General features: G+C 65.5%; 9 protein-coding genes and 1 riboswitch. Of the genes, 4 read left to right on the top strand and 5 right to left on the bottom strand.

What is annotated here, in order from left to right:
- Positions 1-33 precede the first annotated feature (33 nt).
- Positions 34-16,635 carry a leukotoxin LktA family filamentous adhesin gene (locus tag K3F49_RS11975; protein ID WP_234681120.1) on the top strand — a complete coding sequence of 5,534 codons (16,602 nt, stop codon included), beginning with the start codon at positions 34-36 and terminating at the stop codon, positions 16,633-16,635.
- Between the two features lie 4 nt (positions 16,636-16,639).
- Complete coding sequence (locus K3F49_RS11970) at positions 16,640-18,334, top strand: ShlB/FhaC/HecB family hemolysin secretion/activation protein (protein WP_234681119.1); 1,695 nt, start codon at positions 16,640-16,642, stop codon at positions 18,332-18,334.
- 56 nt (positions 18,335-18,390) lie between these two features.
- Here K3F49_RS11970 and bluB read toward each other — a convergent pair whose 3' ends face one another.
- Genes bluB through cobU form a run of 3 tightly spaced genes read right to left on the bottom strand, consistent with a single transcriptional unit; the run spans position 18,391 to position 20,312 of the window.
- Positions 18,391-19,023: a 5,6-dimethylbenzimidazole synthase gene (gene bluB, locus K3F49_RS11965; protein WP_234681118.1), complete on the bottom strand. Its 633-nt coding sequence runs from the start codon at positions 19,021-19,023 to the stop codon at positions 18,391-18,393.
- A gap of 3 nt (positions 19,024-19,026) precedes the next feature.
- A complete protein-coding gene (cobS, locus tag K3F49_RS11960) occupies positions 19,027-19,812 on the bottom strand; it encodes an adenosylcobinamide-GDP ribazoletransferase (protein ID WP_234681117.1) in 786 nt (261 codons plus the stop codon).
- On the bottom strand, positions 19,809-20,312 hold the full coding sequence (gene cobU, locus K3F49_RS11955) for a bifunctional adenosylcobinamide kinase/adenosylcobinamide-phosphate guanylyltransferase (protein WP_234681116.1): 504 nt from the start codon (positions 20,310-20,312) through the stop codon (positions 19,809-19,811). The genes cobS and cobU overlap by 4 nt, the downstream gene beginning before the upstream one ends.
- Positions 20,313-20,433: 121 nt before the next feature.
- Between cobU and cbiB the strand changes: the two genes are divergently transcribed.
- Positions 20,434-21,375 (top strand): adenosylcobinamide-phosphate synthase CbiB, encoded by a 942-nt coding sequence (gene cbiB, locus K3F49_RS11950; RefSeq protein WP_234681115.1) that lies wholly within the window; start codon positions 20,434-20,436, stop codon positions 21,373-21,375.
- 11 nt (positions 21,376-21,386) lie between these two features.
- Positions 21,387-22,352 carry a threonine-phosphate decarboxylase CobD gene (cobD, locus tag K3F49_RS11945; RefSeq protein WP_234681114.1) on the top strand — a complete coding sequence of 322 codons (966 nt, stop codon included), beginning with the start codon at positions 21,387-21,389 and terminating at the stop codon, positions 22,350-22,352.
- Here cobD and K3F49_RS11940 read toward each other — a convergent pair.
- Complete coding sequence (locus K3F49_RS11940) at positions 22,341-23,789, bottom strand: cobyric acid synthase (protein WP_234681113.1); 1,449 nt, start codon at positions 23,787-23,789, stop codon at positions 22,341-22,343. The genes cobD and K3F49_RS11940 overlap by 12 nt on opposite strands.
- 22 nt (positions 23,790-23,811) lie before the next feature.
- The gene (cobO, locus tag K3F49_RS11935) at positions 23,812-24,447 is read right to left on the bottom strand and encodes a cob(I)yrinic acid a,c-diamide adenosyltransferase (protein ID WP_234681112.1); all 636 of its coding nucleotides are present in this window, start codon (positions 24,445-24,447) and stop codon (positions 23,812-23,814) included.
- A 40-nt stretch (positions 24,448-24,487) separates the two neighbouring features.
- A riboswitch (cobalamin riboswitch) is annotated at positions 24,488-24,705 on the top strand.
- The last annotated feature ends 8 nt before the right edge of the window (positions 24,706-24,713 follow it).

Here is a 24,713-nt window from a genome sequence, read left to right as displayed (position 1 = left end):
GATCGGCGCCAATGCCGATGACGAGGATCTGAAATGCGCAGACCGTCTGCGAGGCGAGGCAACAACGAACGGATGCTGCAAGGACTTGCACGCTTCCGTTCGATGTCGCTGCTCTGCGCGATGCAGATGGTCTTCCTGCCGGTGTTCAGCGTCCGCCTTCAGGCGCAGACGGCGAACGTCATCACCCCTGACGGCCGCACCGGCACTGCCCTGCAGACCTCCGGCAGCGTCACCAACGTCACGACGTCGACGGTGTCGGGCGCCAACGCCTTCAACTCGTTCTCGCAGTTCAGCGTCGGGCAGGGCAACACCGTCAATCTGCAGCTGCCGACCGGCACGCAAAACCTCGTCAACATCGTTCACGACGCGCCGGTCTACGTCAACGGCACGCTCAACTCCTACATGAACGGCGCCATCGGCGGTAACGTCTACTTCGCCGATCCCAAGGGCTTCGTCGTCGGCCGCAGCGGCACGGTGAATGTCGGCAGCCTCAACGTCTCGACGCCGACGCGCGAGTTCACCGACAGCCTGATCGGCGCCGGAGGGGCGATCAACGGCACGGCGGTCGGCAACCTGATGGCGGGCTCCTTCCCGGTCTCGCCGGACGGCAATGTCAGGATCTACGGCCGGATCAACGCCATCGATGGCGTGCGCCTGACCGGGCAGAACGTCTTCGTCGGCGGCGCGACCCAGCGCGATATCGCCAATCTCGACCACGCCGCGAAGTTCGCCGCGTCGGTCAATTCCAAGGGCCTGCGCAGCGCCAGCGCCATCACCGTGAGCAACGGCTCGATCCATATCGGCGCCGTCCACAATGCCAGGGTGAACGGACGGCTGACCGCGCGCAGCAAGACGACGACGCCGAGCAACATCACCGTTCAGGCCGGCCACAACATCGACGTCGGCAAGAACGCGAAGCTGAGCACGGCGAGCAAGACGGGCGATGCCGGCAGCGTCCTGGTCAAGGCCGGCAACGACCTCACAGTGAAGAGCGGTGCGGCGATCAACGCCGGCTCGAAGGCGGGCAATGCGGGCCTGGCAGAGCTGAGCGGAAACGGCGTCATCGACATCGGCAGCGGTGTCTCCATCAACCTCAGCGCGCCGAACGGCAAGGCGGGCACGCTGGTGATCGACCCGACCGACGTGGTGATCGGCGATACCGGGCAGGGCGACACCGGCGTGACGCTGTCGAACACGTCCGTCGCCAACGCCATCGCGGCGCTGAGCGCCGGTGCGACCTATGTCGTGCAGGCGGACAATTCGATCACGCTGGCCGCGCACGCGCTGATCGATGCCCGCCGTCTCGACGTCAACGGTCATTCGACCGGCAACGCCAACAATGTCGAGCTTGACGCGAAAACGATCAACATCGCCTACGGCGCCAAGATTCTCGCGCAAGCGGTCAATTCCGGAACGAGCTACACCGACGGCAGCGTCACCCTCGCTGCGACGGCGAGCCAGACCCTGGTGTCCGGCCACGCCTATGCGACGACCGGCATCACGGTCGATGGCCAGATTACCGGCGGAAACATCACGATCGGCGCGACCTCGACGGCCGTGTCGAACATGTTGAGCTCGGTGTCCGGCGCTTTCGCGATGCTCGGCGAAACCGTTGCGGGGCTGAACCTTGGCGTCAATGCCGGCTATGTCGCCGCGAGCGCGACGGCCAACGTTGCCATTAATGGTCATGCCAATATTTCCGCGAGCGGTAATGTCCTGATCACCGCGACGGGTTCGGAAACGGCGGCGGATCCGGTGCTCGCATCGACGATCGGAGGTGGTCTTCCGTTCGGCGCTTCGGCCGTGGTCGGCAACGTCGTCGGCAACGTCTCCGCCAACATTGCAAACGGCGCGACGATCAACGCCGGCGGATACCTGAACATCAATTCCACCAACGACGCCACGGTGAACGTCGCCGCGATCGCGGCAACCACCAGCGCGGCCGTGGTTGCAACGTTCGCCTATACCAACGCCTCTGTGACGACCAACGCGAATGTCGAGACCGGTGCCCATCTGAGCGCGGGAACGGCGAGCGGTTCGGCCGGCGGCCTCGCGGTCTACGCGACCAACAACAATAGCTTCTCGACATCAGCGACATCGGTCGCGCTGGATAATCCTGCGCTCAACGGCAATGTCGGCGGTGCGATGGCGATGAGCAACATCAATACATCCGCCAACGCGACGCTGGGATCATCGCTGGGAACCAGCGCGAACCCGATGACCGGTCCGGTCACGGTCAACGCCGTCTCGAACACCACGTCGAACTCGACCATGGCGTCGACCATCACCGGAACACCCACGTTGATCGCGGGCCTGCAGGGTGTTGCGGCCGTCGGCTCCGCGCCGACCAGTATCATCGTGTCGCAGATGACCAGCACGCTGATCACGGCCGATTTGAACCTCAAGGCCTCCGCGGCGCTTACGCTCGCCAACAGCACCGAAAATGCCACGGCGGCGATCGCGACCAATCCCAACGGCGGGGCACCCTCGATCTACACGACCGGCAATGTCGCGGTGGTCTCCAGCGTGACCGATGTCGGCGTGCGGAACAATTCGACGACGGCGGCGATCACCTCGAGCCCGATCAATGGCCAATCCTACGCGATCAGTGCGGCCGTGGCCTGGGGCAACTACACCCACAATTCCAATGCCTACATCGGCGAGGGCGTGACGATCAGTGCGCCGAACATCGGCGTCGCTGCAAACACCTCGATGCCGATCACCAACACCTGGACCCAATGGGCCGGGTTGACCGAGGTGCTGAGCCATCTCAACGGCAGTCTTGGCGTCAGCGGCAACATCATCACCAGCTACGCGAACGCAGGCGCCGACGCAGGCGACACGCTCGGGATTTCCGGCTCGCTGAACAATTTCATCGTTCACAACAACTCGACGGCGTGGGTCGCGACCGCCGCCAACCTGAATGCGACCTGCACCGTCGCATCGTGCGGCAGCGGCGCGTGGACGGCCAATCTCAACAACGGCACCCAGGCTTTCGACGCGACGCTTGCCGTGACGGCGAGCTCCTATACTGCGTCGATCGACGTCGCCGGTAACATCGGCACGTTCGGCTTCATCGGTAATACGTCGGGAGGCTCGTCTTTCGGCGGCTCGCTCAATCTGGTCCAGCTCTCCAACAACACCATCGCCGGCGTCGCCGCCAATGCCACGGTGAAGGCGAACGACGACATCTCCGTCGAAGCCGTCACGACCGACCAGTTTTTCGGCGTCGCGCCGACATCGGGCAAGGCCCAGGGTGCGCTGGCGCTGAACGGCATCACCTCGATGGCGCTGATCGACAATACGACCCACGCTTCGATCGGAGCGGGGGCTATCGTCGAGGCGCCGACCGTCAACATCTATGCCGCGCAGAACCTGTCGATGCTGTCGATCGCCGGTGCGGTCTCGATCGGCGCCAACTCGGCGGTTGGCCTCGCTGTCGCCTATCTCGGCGCGACCGCCGACACGGCAGCCTATATCGGCGACAACAGCAACGATATCCGGGGTGGCACTTTCAACGTCGATGATCCGTTCTCCGGAACCAGCGGCGGCACCGGCTCGGTAAAGGCCGACAACCTGATCATTTCCGCGACGACATCCGGCCGCATCACCGCGGCATCGATCGCAGCCGCGATCTCGGAGCCCGGCGTGTCCAGCTTCGCGACCAAGGCGCAGGCGGTGACGTCAGCCGCGACCGGCGGGACCGCGGGCGTCGCAGCTGGAGCAGGCCAGGTCGGTTCGAAGTCCGGATCGAGCACCAGCGGGTTCAGCATCGATCTCGCCGGCAGCTCCTCGGTGAGCGACGTCTCGCTCGGCACCAGCGCCTATATCAGGAACGCCGGGACGATCGACAAATACACCACGACGAACCTGGTGAGCACCAAGACACTCGTCCAGGCGCTCAACGACACTATTCTGGATAACGGCTCCGGTTCGGCTGCGGCCAACATGGCCGGAAGCGAGGGATCAACCAGTGTGGCCGTCGGCGGCGCCATCGCGTCGGCGATGTCGAGCAACAACACGCTCGCCTATATCTACGGCACGACGCTGAACAATCAGGACACGTTGAAGGTCATGGCGCTCAATGGCGGCTCTGAAACCGTCGTCGCGCTGGGCATCTCGGGATCGAAGGCCAATTCCGCCTCGTTGTCGGCCTCGGTCGGCATCATCACGGACAGCGCCAATGCCTATATCGAGAGCTCGACCGTCACCGGCCGGACGGGCGTTGTCAACCGCACCCTCGAGGTCGACGCCTACCAGACCACGAATATCGCAATCGGCGGCGGCGTGCTCTATTTCTCGGGTGGCAAGGCCGGTGTCGGCATCGCGCTGACATATGCCTCGATCTCTGATCCCACGAACCGGAAGGCGACCGACGCCCACATCCTCTCGAGCTCGATCTCCAACTACGACACGCTGCAGGTGCTCGCCGACAATGCCAGCGTGATCGCGGCCGGCGCGGCGTCGGGCGGCGCGTCGACGAATGGCAACTCGCTGACCGGTGCCATCGTGGTCGACGAGATATCGCCGACCACGACGGCCTACATCGACAGCGGTGCGACGGTCAGCATCAATGTCGGGTCGATCACGGTGATCGCCGACAGCGGCGACGTGTCAGCGCTGGACACCGCGCTCGGAAATCTGGTCAAGACGTCGAACAACGGGCTCCTCGCGTCGGACACCTGCACGACCCACGGCGGCACCGGAGGGCAGAACTGCGTCGACTTCAGTGCGGCCGCGCTCAACGGGGGAGTAGGTAGCGGACCCGGCGGCGGCATTGTTTCCGTCGCCGGCGTCATCGAGGCCGCCAAGAATGATATCGGCGCTTCGCTGGTCTACGACACCATCGCGACGACGCATTCGGCCTACATTGCCAACGTGCTGACGACGGCGGTCGGTCGCGTCAACGTGACCGCAACCGACTCCTCGGCGATCCAGTCGGTCGCCCTCGGCATCGGCGCGGCCAGCGGACAGTTCGCCGGTACCGCCGCGCTGACGATCAGCTCGATCACCAACACCGTCTCGGCCAGCATCGGCAAGACACAGTCGAACTCCACGAGCTCGACTGTGTCGGCCGGCTCCGTGACGATCAACGCGACTGACAATTCCAAAATCACCGGTTCGGCTGCAGTCGCCGCGATCGCGCCGAATGGCGGAAACGCCGCGGGTCTGTCGCTCGTCAACAGCAACATAGCCAACAATGTCAGCGCCGGCATCACCGGTTCGAAGGTGACCTCGACAGGTACCGTCGCCCTCGGCGCAACTTCGAACGCCACGATCTCGACGGTCGCCGTCGGTATCGCGATATCCTCGCAGGTCGGCCTCGCAGGCTCCGTTGCGACCAACCTGATGGGGACCAACGTCATTGCCAGCATTACCGACAGCGCGGCGCTGGGCGCCACCAAGGGATCCGACGTCACCGCCAACAACAACGTGGCGGTGATCGCAAACAACACGGACAACGTCGTCGTGTCCGCCGGCGCGCTCTCGATCTCCAAGGGCCCGGCCGGCGGCGCCGGCTCGATGGTGACCAACCAGATCACCGGCAGCACCTCGGCCTATATCAGCGGAGCAAACACCAAGGTCGACGCGCTCGGAACCAGCTCGACCGACACGCTGTCGGTCAACAGCGGAACGCTGGCGCACGCGAACGATCTCAGCGGCTTCCAGGCGCCGACCGACCACACGCCCGATCTGAGCGAGACCCAGGATATTGTGAAGGGGCTCGCCGTGGTCGCAAGCTCGCACCAGGCGGTCGTGACCAATGTCATGACGATCGCGGCCGGCACCGGCATCTCCATCATGATCAACCCGATCACCTCGGTGCTGAGTGGGTCGACCAACGCCTATATCGACAGCGCCAGCATCGATACGCGGCTGACCAGTGCCGGATTGCTGCCGCAGATCGACGTCGCCGCCTCGAGCTTCTCCTATTCCGGCGCGTTCGGCGCCGGCATCGTGCCTCCGACCGGCACCGGCGGTGGCGGCGCGACCATCATCTCGACGACGATGTCGCGCACCACGATGGCCACCATCACCAATTCGACCGTCGGCAGCCTTTCGTCGACGACGACCCCGACCGTCGGCGCCGTCACCGTGAAGGCCAATGCCGAGCAGGATGCGTCCTCGATCGGCGTCGGCTTCAACACCGGCTCGGTTGCTCTCAACGTCTTCACTGCGACCACCGAGGCCTATGTCGACGGCGGCGCGATGACGGCGTCGTCGCTGACCGTGAACGCCTATGACACGACCGCCATCTACTCCGCGGGCGGATCGGCGGCCTATGGCAGCCAGGCCGCGGTCGCGGCCGCGTTCCTGGTCCAGGTCTCGGCCAACCGGACCGAGGCTTATGTCGGCGACGAATTCTTCTACCATGGCGGCAACACGACGCACACGACCGCGCTCAATCTGACCGGCGCGCTCGACGTCGAGGCCACCACGAAAGACCGCTTCGAGGCCTATTCCGTCGGCGGCTCGCTCGCGACCGGATCGGCCGCGATCGCCGGCATGGCGAACATCGAGATCGCCAACAACACCACCATCGCCGGCGTCTACGACACCACGCTGCAGTCGCCCACGGGCGGCGCGGTCACCATCAGCGCGAACGAGGATGTGGCGATCAAGGAGATCGCCGGCGCGCTCGCGATCGGTGCCAGCGGCTCAGGCGTCGGTGTCGGCGCGGCCGCCAACGTGCTGGTCTTCAAGAGCCAGACCATTGCGGAAAGCGTCAACAGCGTTCTGAACTCCTCCGGCGCGATCAATGTCGGCGCACTCAGCACCAAGGAAGTGGTGTCCTACGCGGTCACGGCGGGCATCGGCGGCAGCGTCGGCATCGGCGCGACGGTCGGCGTCATCATCATCGGCGAGAACACGGCCGATTCCGACACGCAGATCCAGGAAACCGGGCAGTTGGATCAGCGCGACGGCAACGGCCACAACAACGGCACCATCACGGCGGTCAACAGCAGCACCAGCAATTCGCACGGCAGCGATGCGGTCGCGGGCGGCATCGCCGGCAATCCGAACAACGCTCATGTCAGCTCGACCTACGACGTCAGCACCGTGCTGGTTGGCGGCGCTGACGGCGTCACCGCGCAGATCGCGGGCGGCAGCGTCACGACCACGCAGCAGGTCAATGTCGGCGCCACCAGCGCCAATGCGACCAAGATGTATCTGCTCGGCGCCGGCTTCGCCAAGAATGTCGGCATCGGTGCAGGCATCGGCTACACCAGCGTCAACAGTCGTGTGACAGCGAATCTGAGCTCGGCCGTCGCCGCGCCATCCGTCATGGTTGCGGCCGTGGTCAAGGACGCCGGCACCGGGCCTTATGCCGGCCAGACCATCAACACCGAGGCGATCGCGGGCGGCGCGGCGCTCTACTTCGGCGCGGATGCGGCGGTGGCGATCGGCAACGTCTCCAACCATGTGACGGCAGAGCTTGGCGGCTCTGTGACCGGGACGGGCGGCAGTGGTGTCGCCGTGATGGCACAGGATTCCTCGACCCAGATCGTCTTCACCGGCGGCGTCACCGGCGGGGCCGCGGCGGTCGGCGCCTCGGTCTCGACGGCGAGCCGGTCGAGCACGGTCTCGGCAAAGGTGCTGCAGGGGGCCGACGTCGATACCTCGACGCTCGCCGTCGGCGCGCAAGGCGCGGGCACCCTGACCACGACGGCAACGGCGCTCGGCGGTGGCATCGTCGCGGGCGTCGGTGCCGACGCCGAGGCCCACGAGAATTCAAGCGTGCTCGCCGAGATCGGCAACGGCGCTACGATCACGACTTCGGCGACCGCGGTCGGCACGCTGGTATCGGCGTCGATCACGCCCAATCTGTCGAGCAGCGCAATCGGCGTCTCGGTTGGCGGCGGTGCGGTCGGCGTCGCCGTCGCCCAGTCGACGGTCGGGGCCCAGGTCACGGCCGATATCGGCGACAACACCATCTTCTCAGGCGGCGCGATCTCCGTGGCCGCCATGGCGCTGGTCCCGACGGGCGGCACGACGACCAACGCCTGGGCACTCGCAGGCGGTGGCGGATCGCTGATCGGTGCCCAGGGCAGCTACGCCAAGGCTTCGGAGAACGCGACGGTCAACGCCTATGGCGGGACCGGAATTACGCTTCCCAACGCAAACGTGACCATTGCGGCCGAAAACGACAGCGCCCAATACGCGGAGGCAACCGGTCTTTCGAGCGGGTTCCTGGCGTTGGGTGCGACCGTTGCGCAGACGTCGTCGAGCGCGCAAACCTACGCCTATCTCGGGGCGGGCGCGATCACGTCGGCAACCAACATCGGCGCTCTCCAGATCACGGCCACCGGCATCGATACCAATGTCTCCAGCGCCCTGGTCGGCGCAGGCGGCACCTATGCCGGCGCCGCGGCGGTGGCAACCACAAGCTCGACCGCGACCACCGAAGCGAGGATGGACGGTAACGGGACCGACGACACGCTCTATCTCGGCGGTCTCAATATCCGCGCCAAGCACACCACGAATTACGCAGCCAGCGGCGACGCCTACCAGGCGTCCACGGCTGGTGTCTCCGGCGGCAGCGCGCAGAACACCGTGACCACGAACACGACCGCCGAGGTGGGCACGCATCTGATCATCAACTCCGCCGGCGGCGACATGGATGTCATCAGCAACGACATCGTCAACCAGGCCGGCGGCGGCGCGCGCTCGGGCTCGGGCGGCATGTTCTCGGGCGCCGCAGCGCTCAGCAACTCGACCGTCACCCAGACCGTCACCACCAATATCGATGCCGGGACGGTCCTGAGCCTCAACGACGATCCGCGGACGACGAGCGCGGTGATCAACATCGAGGCCTACAACACGCTGAATACGAACGACACGGTGAGCCTGGCCACGGCGAGCTTCTTCGCCGGCGGCGGCGCCGAATCCGACATGACGGCGACCGCCACGCTCCAGGTCAACATCAATGCCCGCGAGCTGTTCAGCGCCGGCAAGATCTATGTCGGCACCGCCGCGAAGATGGCGGCGGCCAACAATGCCAACGCCAGTCTCTACGGCGCCATTGCTGGCGTCGGCGCCAGCACCAACACCTGGGTTCACGCCAACCAGGCCGTGAATGTCGGCAGCAACGCCAAGGTCGAGGCCTGGGGCGACATCACCATGTATGCGGGCCTTGCCGGCGACGGTAGTGCTTTCAGCAGCGTGCAGGCCACAGCGACGACGGTCGTCTACAATAACACGGCCATTCCGATCTCGACCCTATATCGCGGCACGGCCAATGCCGACGACACCACGAGCCTGACGCTCGCCAACACGTCTAGCGTGCTCGGCGTACAGAACATCTATCTCGGCGCAACCCAGGGACAGGTCACGGCCACCGGCAACGGCAGCAATTACAATCCGTATCTGGACATCTTCAGCGCCAAGAACAGCGACAACCACAGCCACACCAGCGGCACCGGCGATGTCGCACTCAACGGCCTGGTGGTGGCGGGCATCAACGATGACCTGACCGTCACGATCGAGCTTGGCGCGACCGCGCCGACGCTGAGCACGACAAGCCCTTACTCCACGCTGTCATCCACCCTCGAACTGGTTTCCGACGTCAATCACTTCAATCCGGTGATGAGCTGGAACCACCAGACGGTCCAGTACACCGTCGTCAGCAGCTTCAATCCCTATCAGCTGATCGTCAATCAGCTGGTGTCGCTGACTGGCCTGACCGCGGCGCAAATCCGCTCCCAGCTCGCGACGTCGACGACGGCGAACCCCGCCACCATGTCGCCGTCCGGCACCGATCAGACCGGCGACATCCAGCGCCAGATCAACACCTTGATCCAGCAGGCGCCATTTACCACGGACGCCGCAGGCAACGCCTTCTCACTCGGCGACATGCTGGTGTCCGCCGGCAACGTCTCGATCCTGGCGCAGAAGCTGACCGGAAACAGCGGCACGAACCCGGCCGCGCCGGCTGTCATCGCGCGCAGCTCGCCGATGATCAAGATCGAGAACAAGGGTCTCGAGTTCATGGACCTGAACAACCTCACGGTCACCAACGTGAGCGGCGGCAACATCACCTACCGCCAGATCGACCATGTCGATCCGGATTCGCATTCCAACGTGACCTTCACCGCCACGCCGAGCGCGTCGCCGCTGATCGACATCTCGGCCACCTACAACCGCCTGGATGCCGTCACCGGCCAGGCCGTCGACCAGAACGGCAACGCGCTCACCAGCACGCCCGACATCTATCTGGACGGGGCGATCACCAACGAGAACGGCCTGCTCAAGATCACCAACAATTCCGGCAGCGTCGTCGCGTCGCAGGCCATGACGGCGGCGACCATCCAGATGGTGGTGCCGAAGGGCTCGTTCACCTATCTCGGCGGGCTCGGGAGTCTCAAAAACACCAACGACGATGTCGCCGCGCAATGGGCCAGTACCGAATTCAAGCCGGGTGACACCGATACGCTCACGGCGGTGATGTTGGCGGCGACCTATCTCGGCGCCTACGGCGACTACGCGACCAGCCCGCATATCGGCGGGGGCGGCAATCACCCGTATTTCTATTACTGCTGCGTCGACGGCAACAACGGCGTCCAGCAAACGGTCTCCGGGCCCGACGCCAGCAAGATCTTCACCGCGCGCATGCTGGATCTGTATTACGACCGCACGTCGCTCTATTCGGCGATCTTCCTGCCGATGGGCCAGGGCGCGCCCGGCGATGGAAATGAGCACGCTGGCAGCGTGCCGTACCCCGCCACGCTCGCAGTCATCGAGGGACCGACGACCCAGAGCATCACCACGGCGCCGTGGCACCAGCACGACTATGACGGCCTGGGCGTCTACAGCGACACGACCAGCGGTTCGAGCACATACTCCACCCCGTTCAACTGCGCGACCTGCGATGCCTACTTCCAGGTCATCAACATCCAGCCGGCCGCGATCACGCCGATCACCGCGCCTGCGCCGCACACCCAGATTGCAAACGACGCCCAGATCATCGGCAAGGCGATCATCATCTCGGCGTCCGTGATCAACATCAACGGCACGCTCCAGAGCGGCTCGAGCAGCAACTACTCGGTCAACATCGGCGCCGCTGCGTATGACGCGATCTACGGCACCAACGGCCTCAAGAACCGCAACGGGGGCGCGGACTTTGCCCAGGCCCAGGCCAACGCGCAGCATGGCGTCTATTACGACATCACGAGCGCCGTGACCACGTCGGCCGCCCACGATGCCATGATCGGGGTGAAGTACAACGCTCTCACCGACCAGCTCGTCCTGAACAGCGTTGTGCAGGGCTCGGGCGGCTACATCTATTTGAACGGCAAGATCATCTCGACCTCGACCGTGGACGGCCAATCACAGGGCAAGCTCGTGATCAACGGCGGTTCCGGTACGGTCTCGGTCAACAACACCAGCGGCCTGCAGCTCGTCACCAACACCATCAACACCGGTGTCACCACCCCCAGCGTGATCGAGATCGTCGATCAGCTCCAGCAGCAGACCAAGTGGTACGTGTTCGATCCCACTGCTGCGGCCGGCCAGCAGGTGTCGACCTATGTGACCAACAGCGTCAATGCGAACCAGTACACCGCCTCGATGCTGAACGGCGTCAGCGGTACGGCAGGCGTCCAGTACAGGCCGCAGGCCGACATGCTTTATCAGTGGGTCGACAGCGCGACGCTGGATCGTTCGCCGACCAGCACGCAGTTCGACTACGGCTGGAGTTATACCGGCGCGCATCCTTGGACCCGCGCGGTCAGTCTGGTGTCCGGAGTGCAGGCCTCCAACTACCAGGAAGTCGTCACCGCGACCGGCAGCTATTACATTCCAAACGACAGCAGGCCGGGCAACAACGGGCAGACCACCCATTCCGACTGGTGTTGCGGCGCCGACGGCCAGTACAACTGGTACCAGGAAATCTACACGCACCTGACCCTGACGCTGACCAACACGGTCAAGGCGTCAAACCCGATCGACATCGTGTTCAACGGCGGTGCTACCAGCACGGTTGCGGTCAACTCGAACTCCAGCATCACCCTCAACGGGTCGATCAACAATGTTCAGGGCACCACCTCGATCACGGCCAGCGGCGCCAACTCGTCGATCAAGGTCGGTGCGAACGCCAACAACCCGGTGATTTCAGGCACCAGCGTCAACCTGTCTGCGCCGGGCGGTATCGGCACGCTCGGCACGAGCGGCGTTCCGGTCCAGGTGCAGCTCTATGGCGGCAGCCTGACCGCCAACTCGGTCGACCACGATATCTCGATCGCTGCGATCGGATCGCTGTCGATCAACCAGGTGAAGGTGAGCCCGACGGTGACCGGCAACGCGCCGCAGGGCAGCGTCTTCCTCTCGGCCATCGGCGACATCAACTCGGCGTCCCCATACGACATCAATAATCCCGTCGTGATCGGCAAGAATATCGAGATCGACTCCGCTGCCGGCGCGATCGGCGCGACAAGCGCGGTCGTCAATAATGCGACAACCCTGACCAACATCAATCCGCTGGTGATCCAGGCGACGGGAACGGTTCAGGCCAACAGCACCGTCGATGGCGGCGTCCTCGACAGCTCCTCCGCGACCGGCACCTACATCGTCCAGTCCAGGGGCGACCTCCGCCTCGGCACGGTCCAATCGACCGGCGGCCCGGTCTTCCTGGAAGCCGCCGGCTCCGACGGCAACCCGGCCAACATCCTGAACGGCCGGGCGGCCGCCGGTATCACCGCGGCGGAGAGCGCGCATCTCCAGGCCGTCTGGGCCAATCTCGACCTGCTCAACGGCAATCCCGCCACCGCCGCCGTCAACAGCTACCAGTCCATGGTGACGTCGGCCTACAACGACTACTTCCAGCTCAAGAACATCGCCTTCGCGAACGGCAGCACCTACGCCCCGACCTCGGTGGGCCTGACGGTGCTGCGGGCGCAGGTGGCGGCCAAGCTCGGTATCGCTCCGGCGGCCGTCTCGACGACGGACATGCAGGTCGAGGCCACGACACGGTTCCTGAGGGACCAGTTCCTGCTCGGCAAGATCTCCACTGACCAGCTCAAAAGCTCGTTGACGACCTTGCTCGGCGCGGCGCCGGCCGACCCGCTGGCGACCGTGTTCGGCAGCTCGCTGTCGACGACGCTATTCTCGAAGCTGTTCGACGGCGTGACTACCGCCAATCAGCGGCTGCCGAGCAATGCGGCGCTGCAGGCCGCGCTCAATACCTACAATGCGTACTACACCTACACGCTCGCATCGACCGAGGCGGTCTACGGCATCATCACCGCGGGCGCGCAGTGGACGCAGAGCCAGCTTGCCTACACGGTCTCGTCGTCGGCCGTCGGCGCGGCACCGCCGCCGATCGACCCGAACGTCGCGGCCAACATCAGCGCGAGCCAGATCATGCTCTACGCGCCGCACGGTTCGGTCGGCAATTCGGCCGCGCCCCAGACGTTCACCTTCACCAGCGTCGATTCCTCGTCGCTGACGACGGTGCAGCGGGGATTGCTCGCCTCGGCCGGTCCCGGTCAGCTCACCGTCGGCGCCACCACGGATCCGACGACCCATGTCGTGACCCATACGGTCAGCCTGTCGCAGCAGAACCTCGTCGTTCTCGACAACCCGACGGCGATCTCGGCCAAGGCGCTGTCCAATATCTATCTGGGCAGCAAGAACAGCCTCACGCTCGGCGGCATCACCGCGAGCTACGGCCCGATCGCCGCAGCGCAGGCCAACGGCATCCAGGTGACCGGCCGCGGCGACGTCAAGCTCGACGCCGTGACCGGCATCACCGCTGCCGCCGGCGTGACCGGTGTGCCCGTGATCTCAGGTGATATCGCCAATCTGACCCTGATCGCCGAGCACGGCAATATCGGCGCTCCCGGGACCGCCGGAAGCAATCCCGCGACCAACGCGAACGCGATTCAGATCGCCTTCGCCGACCCGGCCAACGACCAGCTCGACCAGGTCTCGTCCGGGCAGGGCATCTATGTGAAGCAGACCACCGGCGATCTCATCCTCGGCAACATCTCCGCCGGCAACGAGATCCAGCTTGCCGCGACCGGCAGCATCTATGGCGAGGCCGGCTTCTCGGACCGCAGCGCGATCCACATTCTGGGCACAGACATCGATCTGCGCGCCGGCGGCAATATCGGCTTCAACGGCTCGACCTTCCAGCCGCTGCAGGTGAATATCTCCGGCGCCGTCACCGGCTCTGCGGGCGGCGATTTCAGCCTGCTCGCAGTTACCGGCGACCTCGCGGTCGGCACCAGCGGTGCCTATGGATCGCTCACGGCGGGCGGCGCGATGACGCTGAACGTGCCGCGCGGCGCGCTCACCATCAATGCCGATCTCACCAGCGACGGCTTGATGCAACTCCTCGCCAACCGCGGCATGACGTTCGCGGCCGGCACCGGCGCGGCGCCGATGGTCGCGACCAGCAGCTCCGACGGCGTGACCCTGGTTGCCGCGACGCTGTCGATGGGCGCCTATTCGGCCATCAACGCGGCCGGCGTGATCTCGGTGACCACCACGGGCGATGCGACGATCGGTCAGCTGAATTCGTCGCTGTCCTATGCGGCGGCCAGCAACGCTCCCTCGATCATCGTCACCGCGGGTGGCGTCGCCTCGCTGGGAGCGATCATCGACAATGGCGACGGACGGACCAGGTTCGTCGCGTCCGGCTCGGGCGCCGAACTTTCGCTGAGCGCATCGAACGGCATCGGCACCGCGACGGACCGGTTCATCTTCAGCGCGGCACGGCTCTCGGCGAGCGCGAGCGCCGGCGACATCTATCTGAAGGCGCTCACCGACACCGACGCAACGTTGCTGTCTGCCGCGAAGGGCAACGTCGACATCCTCGGCACGGGTGGCCTGACGCTCGACCAGGTGGTCGCTGGCACGGCGACGGGTGCGAGCGGCAGCTTCAGCGCCGTCACCGCCAGCGGCAGCATCGTGATTGGGACCGCCAGCAGCAGCGGCTTGCAGACGATCCACGCCAGCCAGAACGTGACGTTCAACTCGCTCGCCTCCACCGGCAATGCCGGCGACGTCGGCAACATCGACGTCACCGCCGACAACGGCTTCATCCTGGCGCAGACAGTGACGTCGGGCGGGGTGACGACGCTGGGCTCAATCTCCGCCAACGGCTCGGCGACGTTGCAGGCCGCCACGTCCATCACCGGCAACACGCTCGCGGCGACGACCGGCTCAGGCCTGCTGACCGCCGGGGGCCCGATCAACTGGAACGTGCTCAACGTCGGGACGACGCTGGGCGCGACTGCGGGCCAGGGCAGCATCACTTTCCAGACCGCACAGAGCGGCGGCACGCAGACCATCCACGCCCACGACAATTTGATCTTCAACGCGCTCACGGCGACGGGCATCAATGGCGACGCCGGAAGCATCAACGTCGATGCGGACAATGGTTTCATCCTGGCGCAGACGGTGATGTCCGGCGGCGTGACGACGCTGGGCTCGGTCTCGGCCAATGGCTCGGCGAGGCTGATTGCCGCGGGAACCAACTTCGGTCATAACCTCACGGCCGCGACCGGCAACGCGCTGCTGCAGGGCACCGTCGTCAAGTGGGACAATATCAATGTCGGCGGCACGCTCGGCATTACCGCGACGGCAGGAGGGATCACCGTCGGCACCGCCATCAGCGGCGGCACGCAGACCCTGCATGCCCACGACGACATCGTCTTCAGCCAGCTCACCACGACCGGCATCCCGGGCGATGCAGGTGGCATCGACGTCAAGTCCGAGACCGGCAAGCTTCGCGGCGGATCGATCTCCGCCAATGGCGACACGCATTTCGATGTGGCCGGTGGGGTCTCGTTCGACCGGATCAGCGGCGACGTCGTCAAGCTGACCTCGTCGGGTGACCTGACCATCAACTGGGTCAGCGTGGTCAGGGAGCTCGATCTTGCCGCCGACACCATCACCGTCAGGGGTGAGCAGGTCCGCTCGAACCCGCCGGTCCCGCTGATCATGAACATCACCGGCTACAATGGCGGCATCGCGAAGTACGCCAACATCTCGATCGATCCTGATACCATCATCGTCAACAATTTCAGGGTGGTGGACGCGAACTTCCTGACCGACGCGCGCTCCGTGACGATCCTGAACGGCTACGTGCCGGGCCAGCTCCTGCTCACCACGGCGACCGAGCAGGTGCTGCTGAACAACCGGACGCTGGCGCCTTCCAATTGGCCGACGCTGCAGCTCTACCAGCCTGGCGGCGTGTTCACGATGAGCCAGGTCGGCAACGCCAATGTCACCAACGCCTATGTGGTGTCCTACACCGGCGATATCTCGGCAACCGTCTCGAACTACGGTTCGGGCCACGCCTGCTGCAGCGACTACACCGGTGCCAGCATGGCCCGCAACATCGCCGTCGACGGCGAGGGGCGTGAGAGCATCGACACCTGGCTGGCGCAGAAAAGCGGGGCAGGAACGTTCTACCAGCTCGGTCTCTCCGGCCATGCACGGCTCGACGCTTTGCTCTCGCCGCGGCCGGTCGAGACCATCGGGTCTGGTCCCGCCGTGAACGTCGAAGGGCTCAGCGACATGCGCAAGCTGCGCCGCCAGGGGCAGCGCGTGGGGCGCCCGGGTTGGAAGGACGCAGCAATCGGTGCAACGACGAAGCCGGCGGTGAGCCGCCTCGCGGAGGCGTGGTAGGTCAATGCGGGTTCTGGGGGCAGCACTGGGGGTTGGGCTTGCAGCGTCGAGCATCGTGGCCGCGCGCGCGCAGGTGCCCTCGATCAATCCCGGCGCGATCCAGAACGACATCGACCGCCAACGCCGCCAGTTCGAACAGCAGAGCGAGCCACCCAAGCTGAGCGGCCCGGCCGTGATCGGCGGCGCACGTGAGAAGTCGCCGCTGCTGAAGCCGGGCGGCCCGAAATTCCGCCTGCGCAAACTCGAATTCGACGGGTCCAAATTCATCACGCCGGCCGAGCTCGACGAGATCGCGAAGAAATATATCGGCAGAAACGTCGACATCGCGGCGCTGCTGCAGATCGTCGCCGATATCAACGCGATCTACACTGAGCGCGGCATCGTGACCGGCATCGCCACCCTGCCTGATCAGGATCCCAAGGACGGGGTGGTCAGGATCAAGCTGACCGAAGGCCGGCTCCAGAAGACGACCATCGAGGGCAACAAGCAGACCCGCACCGACTACATCCTCCAGCGCGTCAAGGAGCCGGAAGGCGAGGTCCTCGACGTTCCCAAGCTCAATCGCGACGTGACCTGGTTCAACCGGACCAACGACGTGCAGATCAAGGCGCTGCTCCAGCCCGGCGCGAGCTTCGGGCTGACCGACCTGCAGTTTGCGGTGATCGAGCCGCCGGTCGATACCTGGCAGCTCTTCGTCGACAATCAGGGCGCGGAGAATACGGGCCGCTGGGAAGGTGGCACGTTCTACAAGCGCCACGGCCTGTTCGGCGTCGACGACCGCCTGACCTTTTACGGCGTCCGTTCCGACGGCAATCTCAACGGCAACGTCGCCTACAGCATCCCGGTCAACCCCTGGGGCGGCCGCGCCGGCGTCAGCTATACCGAAGGCAAGATCAAGATCGTCGACGGGCCCTTCGTTGCGCTCGACGTCACCGGGCGCTCGAGCCAGGCCGCGGTCAATTTCAGCCAGCCGGTCTGGGTGACGCAGAACTGGCTGGTGCTGCTCAACGCCGCCGAGACCGAGGGCAAGACGGTGAGCCGGTTCTCGACCGTCGCCGTGACCGACGACCATTACGGCAAGGCCACGGCCGGCGTCTCCGTGACCAATTCCGGCAACACCTATTCGATCACGGTCGCGCCCGCCGTCAACTACATCGAATGGCAAGACCACGTGCTCGGCAACAACCGCACGTTCAACACCTATACCGGCACGCTGATCGCAAACAGCGCCGCGGGCCCCGCCAATTTCAGTGCGAACGTGCTAGCGAGCTGGCAGTACACGCACGAAAAGCTGCTGCCGGGCGACCAGATTTTTACGATCGGCGGTCCGACGACGGTTCGTGGCTATCCGACCAACGCGGCGTCCGGTGACAGCGGCTATTATTTCAACGCCGAGCTGCACTACAACTGGTCGCAATGGCTTAAGGGATTCGACACCTACATCTTCACCGACTGGGGTGCGGTGTATTCGACATTCCCCGGCGTCACGGAAATGACTTCCGTCGGCGTCGGGTTCTCCTGGACCTATGCGCAGTTCATGACGTTCGAGGCCAACTACGCAACGCCGCTGAAGAATGCGGTTTCGACCCAGCATCACTACGAGGCGTATGGCCGCGTCATCTTCCGCCCGCTGCTGATGTTCGAGAAGCAGCAGAGTGCTGCCCCCGTGGCCGCGGTTGCTGACAAGAGCAAGTCGTAGCTGTTAGCTTCCTCTCCGTCATGGCCGGGACAAGCCCGGGCATGACGAACTTGGGGTTACCGCCGCAGCGTGAATTCGTCCGCGCTACGCCGGTGCTCCCATGTCGCCCGCTCGAGCTCGGGCTGATCGCACTCCGCCTCGGGATAGCCGATGCAGAGATAGGCGATGAATTTCCAGGAGGCGGGCACGTCCAGCACGCCGTGGATGAGCTCCGGATTGAGGATCGAGACCCAGCCGAGCCCGATCCCGTCGGCGCGTGCGGCGAGCCACATCGCGGTGATCGCCGCGACCACTGAATATTCTGTCGTCTCCGGCATGGTTGCGCGGCCGAGCCCGTGGCCGATGTCGCTGGTCTTGTCGGCGAACACGGCGAGATGGCCTGGCGCTTGTTCGAGGCCCGAGAGTTTCAGCGCGGCATAGCGGCCGGCGCGCTCGCCGGAATAGCAATTCAACGCCTCGGCGTTGCAGGTCTTGAAATCGTCGATCACGGCGCGGCGGCGTGCGGCGTCATCGACGGTGACGAAGCGCCACGGCTGGCTCAGGCCGACCGACGGTGACAGACAGGCCGTCTCGATCAGCCGCTCCACGGCGCCGTCGGGCAGCGCATCGGTACGAAAGCGGCGCACGTCGCGGCGCCATACGAACAGCTCGTGCAATTGCCGGCGGAAGGCATCGTCGAACTCGACCATCAATCATCCTCCCGCGTGAAGGAAGGCTGCGGCCACCAGCAGGATCAGGATCTCGCCGACCTGCTCGAAAGCGCCGAGGATGTCTCCGGTCTGCCCGCCGATCTGACGGATGGCAAGCTGCGCCAGGATCAACCCGGCGAGGGACAGCAGGACCAGGCCAACCAGCGCCTTGGCCGGTCCGAGCGCAAGGGCGAGGGCGAGCGTTCCGACAGCGAAGGCGACGGCCACGCTGCGACCCGGCGGCGATCCGGCGCGCGCGGCGAGCCCGTCGGGACGCGCCGGGGTGACCAACGACATGAAGGCCGGCACGCCTGCGCGGGCTGCGGCGTGGGCCGAGCACAATGCCAGCATCACGGCCCATGGATTGGCGATTGCGGCCAAGGCACTCCAGCGCAGGCCGAACGACAGGATCAGTGCGCAGACGCCATAGCTGCCGATACGGCTGTCGCGCATGATCTCGAGCTTGCGCTCGCGCGTCCGTCCGCCGCCGAGGCCGTCGGCGGTATCTGCGAGCCCGTCTTCGTGCAGCGCGCCGGTGATGATAGTCGTTGTCGCGAGCGCGAGCAGGGCGGCTGTGCCTGGTGCCAGTCCCAACTTGCTCGCGAGCGCATAGACCACAGCGCCTGCAAGGCCCACCAGGAGTCCCGCGACCGGCAGCGCCCAGGTCGCGCGCGCGATGTCACCATCGCCGGCCGGTTTTGACGATGCCACCGGCACGATCGTGACGAAGGACGCCGCGGTTCTGAGATCGGCGACGACGTCTTTCAGAATGTCGGCGCGCGGCGTCATTTCAGTTTCATCGGCAGGCCGGCGACGACGAACTCGACTTCGTCCGCAGCCGCCGCAATGGTTTGGTTCATGATCCCGGCGGCATCGCGGAAACTGCGCGCCAATGCGTTGTCGGGCACGATGCCGAGCCCGACCTCGTTGGTGACGAAGACGACCGGGCTCTTCAGACGGGGCAGGGCGGCGGCGAGCTCGGTCACCTCGTGGTCCCAGTCGCGCTCCGCATGCATCAGGTTGGAGAGCCACAGCGTCAGGCAGTCGACGAGCCGCGCGCCGCCGCCGTCGGTCGCGACCAACGCGGGCACGAGGTCGAGCGGCACCTCGCGCTCGATCCAGTCGGTTCCGCGCCGAGCGCGGTGTCTTGCAATGCGCGCGTCCATTTCCGTATCGAGCGCCTCGGCCGTCGCGACATAGACGGGCCGCCCGGGGAAGGCGCACGTGCGCGTTTCCGCACGTTTGCTCTTGCCCGATCGCGCTCCGCCTGTGATCAAGATGACGGCCATCAAGGTCTCCTGTGGGCCTGACTAATCACCAATCGCGGCCAAAGACAAAGCCGAAATCAGGCACCCGGGGGCTTGCGCTCGCCCCTCGCTTTGCGCAACAGGGGCGGGACAGGAGGCAGGTGTGGGTTTTGCGGGCGCGATGGTGGTGGCGATGGCGGTGGATGCCCTGCTGGGCTGGCCGCCAAAATTGTTTGCGCGGATCGGCCACCCCGTGACCTGGCTGGGTCGGCTGATCGCCGCCATCGATACCGGCTGGAATCGCGATTCTGACCCGCCGGCGCTCCGCCGCGCTGCCGGCGTCGCCGGCGCGCTTCTGGTGATTGCGCTCGCGGTTGCGCTCGGTTGGCTGCTTCAATCGTTACTTCGCCCAGGCTGGATCCAGATCGTGCTGGCCGGCATATTGGCCTGGCCGCTGGTGGCGCTGCGTTCGCTGCACGATCATGTTGCGGCCGTCGCAAATCCTTTGCTGAAGCGCGATCTCGGTGCCGCGCGCGAGGCAGTGTCGCGCATCGTCGGCCGTGATCCGGCGGCGCTCGATGAAGCAGGCATCGCACGCGCGGCGATCGAGAGCCTCGCGGAGAACACGTCCGACGGCATTGTCGCGCCGGTGTTCTGGGGTGCGCTGTTCGGATTGCCCGGTATTTTGGGCTACAAGGCGATCAACACGCTGGACTCCATGATCGGCCATCGCAGCGAGCGGCACGAAGCCTTCGGCTGGGCGGCCGCGCGCATCGATGATGTCGCGAATTTCGTCCCGGCCCGCCTGACCGGATTTCTGTTCGTGCTGCTGGCGCCGCGGCGGTCCGAGGCGTTGTCGTGCATGACGCGCGATGCGCGCCGTCATCGCTCGCCCAATGCCGGCTGGCCGGAAGCGGCGCTGGCCGGCGCGCTCGGCGTGCGGCTCAGCGGCCCGCGCATCTATCACGGCAGCACCACCGACGAGCCCTGGCTCAACGAAGGCGCGCGTGATCCGCTTGCGGCCGATATCAGCGAGGGACTGACCGTCTACCGCCGCGCCATGCTGCTGCTCGCAGGCGTCCTTGCGATCCTGGCCTTCGCGTGAAAGAACAGGGCATGCGCGAGCACGGTGGAAATCTTGATCTGGCCCAGCAGCGTTTTGGCGGACGTGCGGATGACTGGATCGATCTGTCGACCGGCATCAACCGGCTGCCTTATCCCGTGGGCGAGATCGGCGCGCATCATTGGCAGGCGTTGCCGTCGCGATCCGAGATCGACGCCCTGCATCTGGCCGCACGGCAGGCCTATCGGACAAGCGCGCCGATCGTTGCGATGGGCGGTGCACAAGCCGCCATTCAATTATTGCCGCAGCTTGCGCCGCGCGGCCGGGCGGGCATCCTCGCGCCGACCTACAACGAATATGCTCCCGTTCTGTCGGCCGCGGGATGGGAGGTCGAGGAGGTCAGGACGCTCGATGCGCTGGCGGGGGCGAACCTTGCCATCCTCATCAATCCCAACAATCCCGACGGCCGCCGCTACGCACCGAAGGATTTGCTCGCGCTGTTGCCGCGCGTCGGTCACCTCGTCATCGACGAGAGTTTTGCGGATGCCGTTCCTGAGCTCTCGCTCGCCCCGGAAGCGGGGCGGCCGGGGTTGCTGATCCTGCGCTCGTTCGGAAAGTTTTATGGTCTTGCCGGCTTGCGGCTCGGCTTCGCGATCGGCCATGCGGATGACATCGCCAAGCTCGCGGCGGCGTCAGGTCCATGGCCGGTCTCCGGAGCTGCGATCGCGATCGGCTGCCGCGCGCTGCGTGACGATGCCTGGGCCAACGCGACGTCTGTGCGGCTTGTGCGGGACTGCGTTCGCCTCGACGACCTGGGGAAGTCGCAAGGCTGGCGGCTGGTTGGTGGTGCGCCCCTGTTTCGCCTCTACGAAACGGCCGATGCGCGTGCGGCGCAGGAAAAGCTCGCGCGTGGCCAGATCTGGTCCCGCGTCTTCGCGCAAAACCCGACTTGGGTTCGCCTCGGCCTTCCGGGCGCTGCGGCCGAATGGACACGCTTGACCGAGGTGCTAGCGCGCTAGCGCGATCAGGCCTTCGACGTCGAGATGCTTTTCGACGTGATCGGCGAGTGCGTCGAGTGCGCTCTCGACGCGCGCCTGATAGGGCTCGTCGCCCGCGGGAATATCGAGCTTCGCCAAGAATGCCTTGCGAAATGCATCCGACGCAAACAGGCCATGCAAATAGCTGCCCTGCACGCGCCCATCACGCGAGATCGCGCCTTCAGGCTCGCCGTTCAGTTTTGCGAATGGCCGTGCACGATCGGCTCCATCGGTACGGCCGATATGGATTTCGTAGGCCTGGATCGGCTGACCCGTCGCCGCATGCACCGCCGCGACACGCGTCAGCGTCTTCTGCGGGCTCATCACCGTCTCCACATCCAGAATCCCAAGCCCCGGCGTGTCGCCCGCAGGGCCTTCAATGCCGTCAGGATCGGCGACGCCGCGCCCGAGCATCTGATAGCCGCCGCAGAGGCCGAGCACATGGCCGCCTCTGCGGTGATGCGCGAGCAGGTCGATATCCCATCCCTGCGCGCGCAGGAAGGCGAGATCGCCGCGGGTGGATTTTGAGCCGGGGATGATGACGAGCCTGACGTCGCCGGGAATCGCTTCGCCCGGACGCACCATCACGAGGTCGACGCCCGGCTCGAGCTTGAGCGGATCGAGATCGTCGAAATTGGCGATTCGTGACAGCGCGAGGCAGGCGATCTTGCATTGGCCCGGTTTGCGCGCATCGCTCAGGCCGAGCGCATCCTCGGCCGGCAGCTCGCCGGCGCGCGCGAACCAGGGCAGCACGCCAAGGCCGCGCCATTCGGTCTTTGCTTCGATCAGCTTGTAGCCGTCGTCGAACAGCGTGGGATCGCCGCGAAACTTGTTGATGACAAACGCCTCGATCATCGCGGCATCGTCAGGGTCGATCACCGTCTTGATGCCGACGAGTTGCGCGATGACGCCGCCGCGATCGATGTCGCCGACCAGCACCACCGGCACATCGGCCTTGCGCGCGAAGCCCATATTGGCGATGTCGGCCTTGCGCAGGTTGACCTCGGCCGGACTGCCGGCGCCTTCCACCAGCACGAGATCGGCGCGGGCCTTCAGCCGCTCGAAGCTCTCCAGCACAGCGCCCATCAGCGACGGCTTCATCGCCGCATATTCGCGCGCACGCGCGGTGGCGATGCGTTTTCCCTGCACGATCACCTGTGCGCCGACATCGGTCTCGGGCTTCAGCAGCACCGGGTTCATGTCGGTGTGCGGCTCGACGCCGGCGGCGAGCGCCTGCAGCGCCTGGGCGCGGCCGATCTCGCCGCCATCGACGGTGACGGCTGCATTGTTCGACATGTTCTGCGGCTTGAACGGGAGCACGCGCAACCCGCGCCGCGTGAAGGCGCGCGCGAGGCCGGCGACGATGAGCGATTTGCCCACGTCCGAGCCGGCTCCCTGGATCATCAATGCGCGCGCCATGTTTTTTCGGAGCTTGGTGTCGTCAGAACTCGACGCCGGCTTGTGCCTTGATGCCGGAGCGGAACGGATGCTTCACCAGCGTCATCTCGGTGACGAGGTCGGCGATCTCGATCAGCTCGTCCTTGGCGTTGCGTCCGGTGAGGACGACATGCGTCATCGGCGGCTTCGAAGTCTTCAGGAAGTCGACCACTTCCGCGATGTCGAGATAGTCGTAGCGCAGCGCGATGTTGATCTCGTCGAGCACGACCATGCGCAGATTGGAATCGAGAATCAGCTCCTTCGCCTTGTCCCAGCCGGCGCGCGCAGCCGCGATGTCGCGGGCGCGGTCCTGCGTCTCCCAGGTAAAACCTTCGCCCATGGCGTGGAACTGGCAGAGCTCGCCAAAGTGGCCGGTGAGTAGCCGCCGCTCACCGGTATCCCAGGCCCCTTTGATGAATTGCACGACCGCGCAGGGGAAGCCATGGGCGACGCAGCGCACGATCATCCCGAAGGCGGAGGAGGACTTGCCCTTGCCGGCGCCGGTGTGGACGATGATGAGGCCCTTTTCGCCGCTCTTCGTCGCCATGATCTTGTCGCGGGCGACCTTGATCTTCGCCATTTTCGCGGCGTGCTTCGCGTCGGTTTCCTCGGCCGTTTGGCTATCCGGTTCAGGCGTCATCTGACAGGGTCCTTCGGCTTGACAAGAGGCGGCCGGGGGCAAATGGTGACCCGGCGTTGGTTCCTGTCCTATGACAGGCGAAGAGGGAATGCGATAGGGTCCGAATCGGCAAGATTTGGGTCCAAACTGCAGCCGCCCCCGCGACCGTGACCGGAGAGATGCCCAAAGCCACTGATCCCCTGGGGATCGGGAAGGCGGGGATCGAAGGGGAAACCCTGCTCCGCAAGCCGGGAGACCTGCCAGCGCGGACGATTTTTGGACCGGCG

Source organism: Bradyrhizobium monzae (genome assembly GCF_021458635.1).
Classification (GTDB): Bacteria; Pseudomonadota; Alphaproteobacteria; order Rhizobiales; family Xanthobacteraceae; genus Bradyrhizobium.
Note: the sequence above shows the minus strand (reverse complement) of the source record. Positions and strands in the feature narration are given on the sequence as shown.

Bases quoted from the DNA above. Each gene is read 5' to 3' on its own strand.
- cobD (WP_234681114.1), top strand. From the start codon at position 21,387: ATGCGCGAGCACGGTGGAAATCTTGATCTGGCCCAGCAGCGTTTTGGC.
- bluB (WP_234681118.1), bottom strand. From the start codon at position 19,023: ATGGTCGAGTTCGACGATGCCTTCCGCCGGCAATTGCACGAGCTGTTC.
- cobS (WP_234681117.1), bottom strand. From the start codon at position 19,812: ATGACGCCGCGCGCCGACATTCTGAAAGACGTCGTCGCCGATCTCAGA.
- cobO (WP_234681112.1), bottom strand. From the start codon at position 24,447: ATGACGCCTGAACCGGATAGCCAAACGGCCGAGGAAACCGACGCGAAG.
- K3F49_RS11940 (WP_234681113.1), bottom strand. From the start codon at position 23,789: ATGGCGCGCGCATTGATGATCCAGGGAGCCGGCTCGGACGTGGGCAAA.
- K3F49_RS11975 (WP_234681120.1), top strand. From the start codon at position 34: ATGCGCAGACCGTCTGCGAGGCGAGGCAACAACGAACGGATGCTGCAA.
- cobU (WP_234681116.1), bottom strand. From the start codon at position 20,312: ATGGCCGTCATCTTGATCACAGGCGGAGCGCGATCGGGCAAGAGCAAA.
- K3F49_RS11970 (WP_234681119.1), top strand. From the start codon at position 16,640: ATGCGGGTTCTGGGGGCAGCACTGGGGGTTGGGCTTGCAGCGTCGAGC.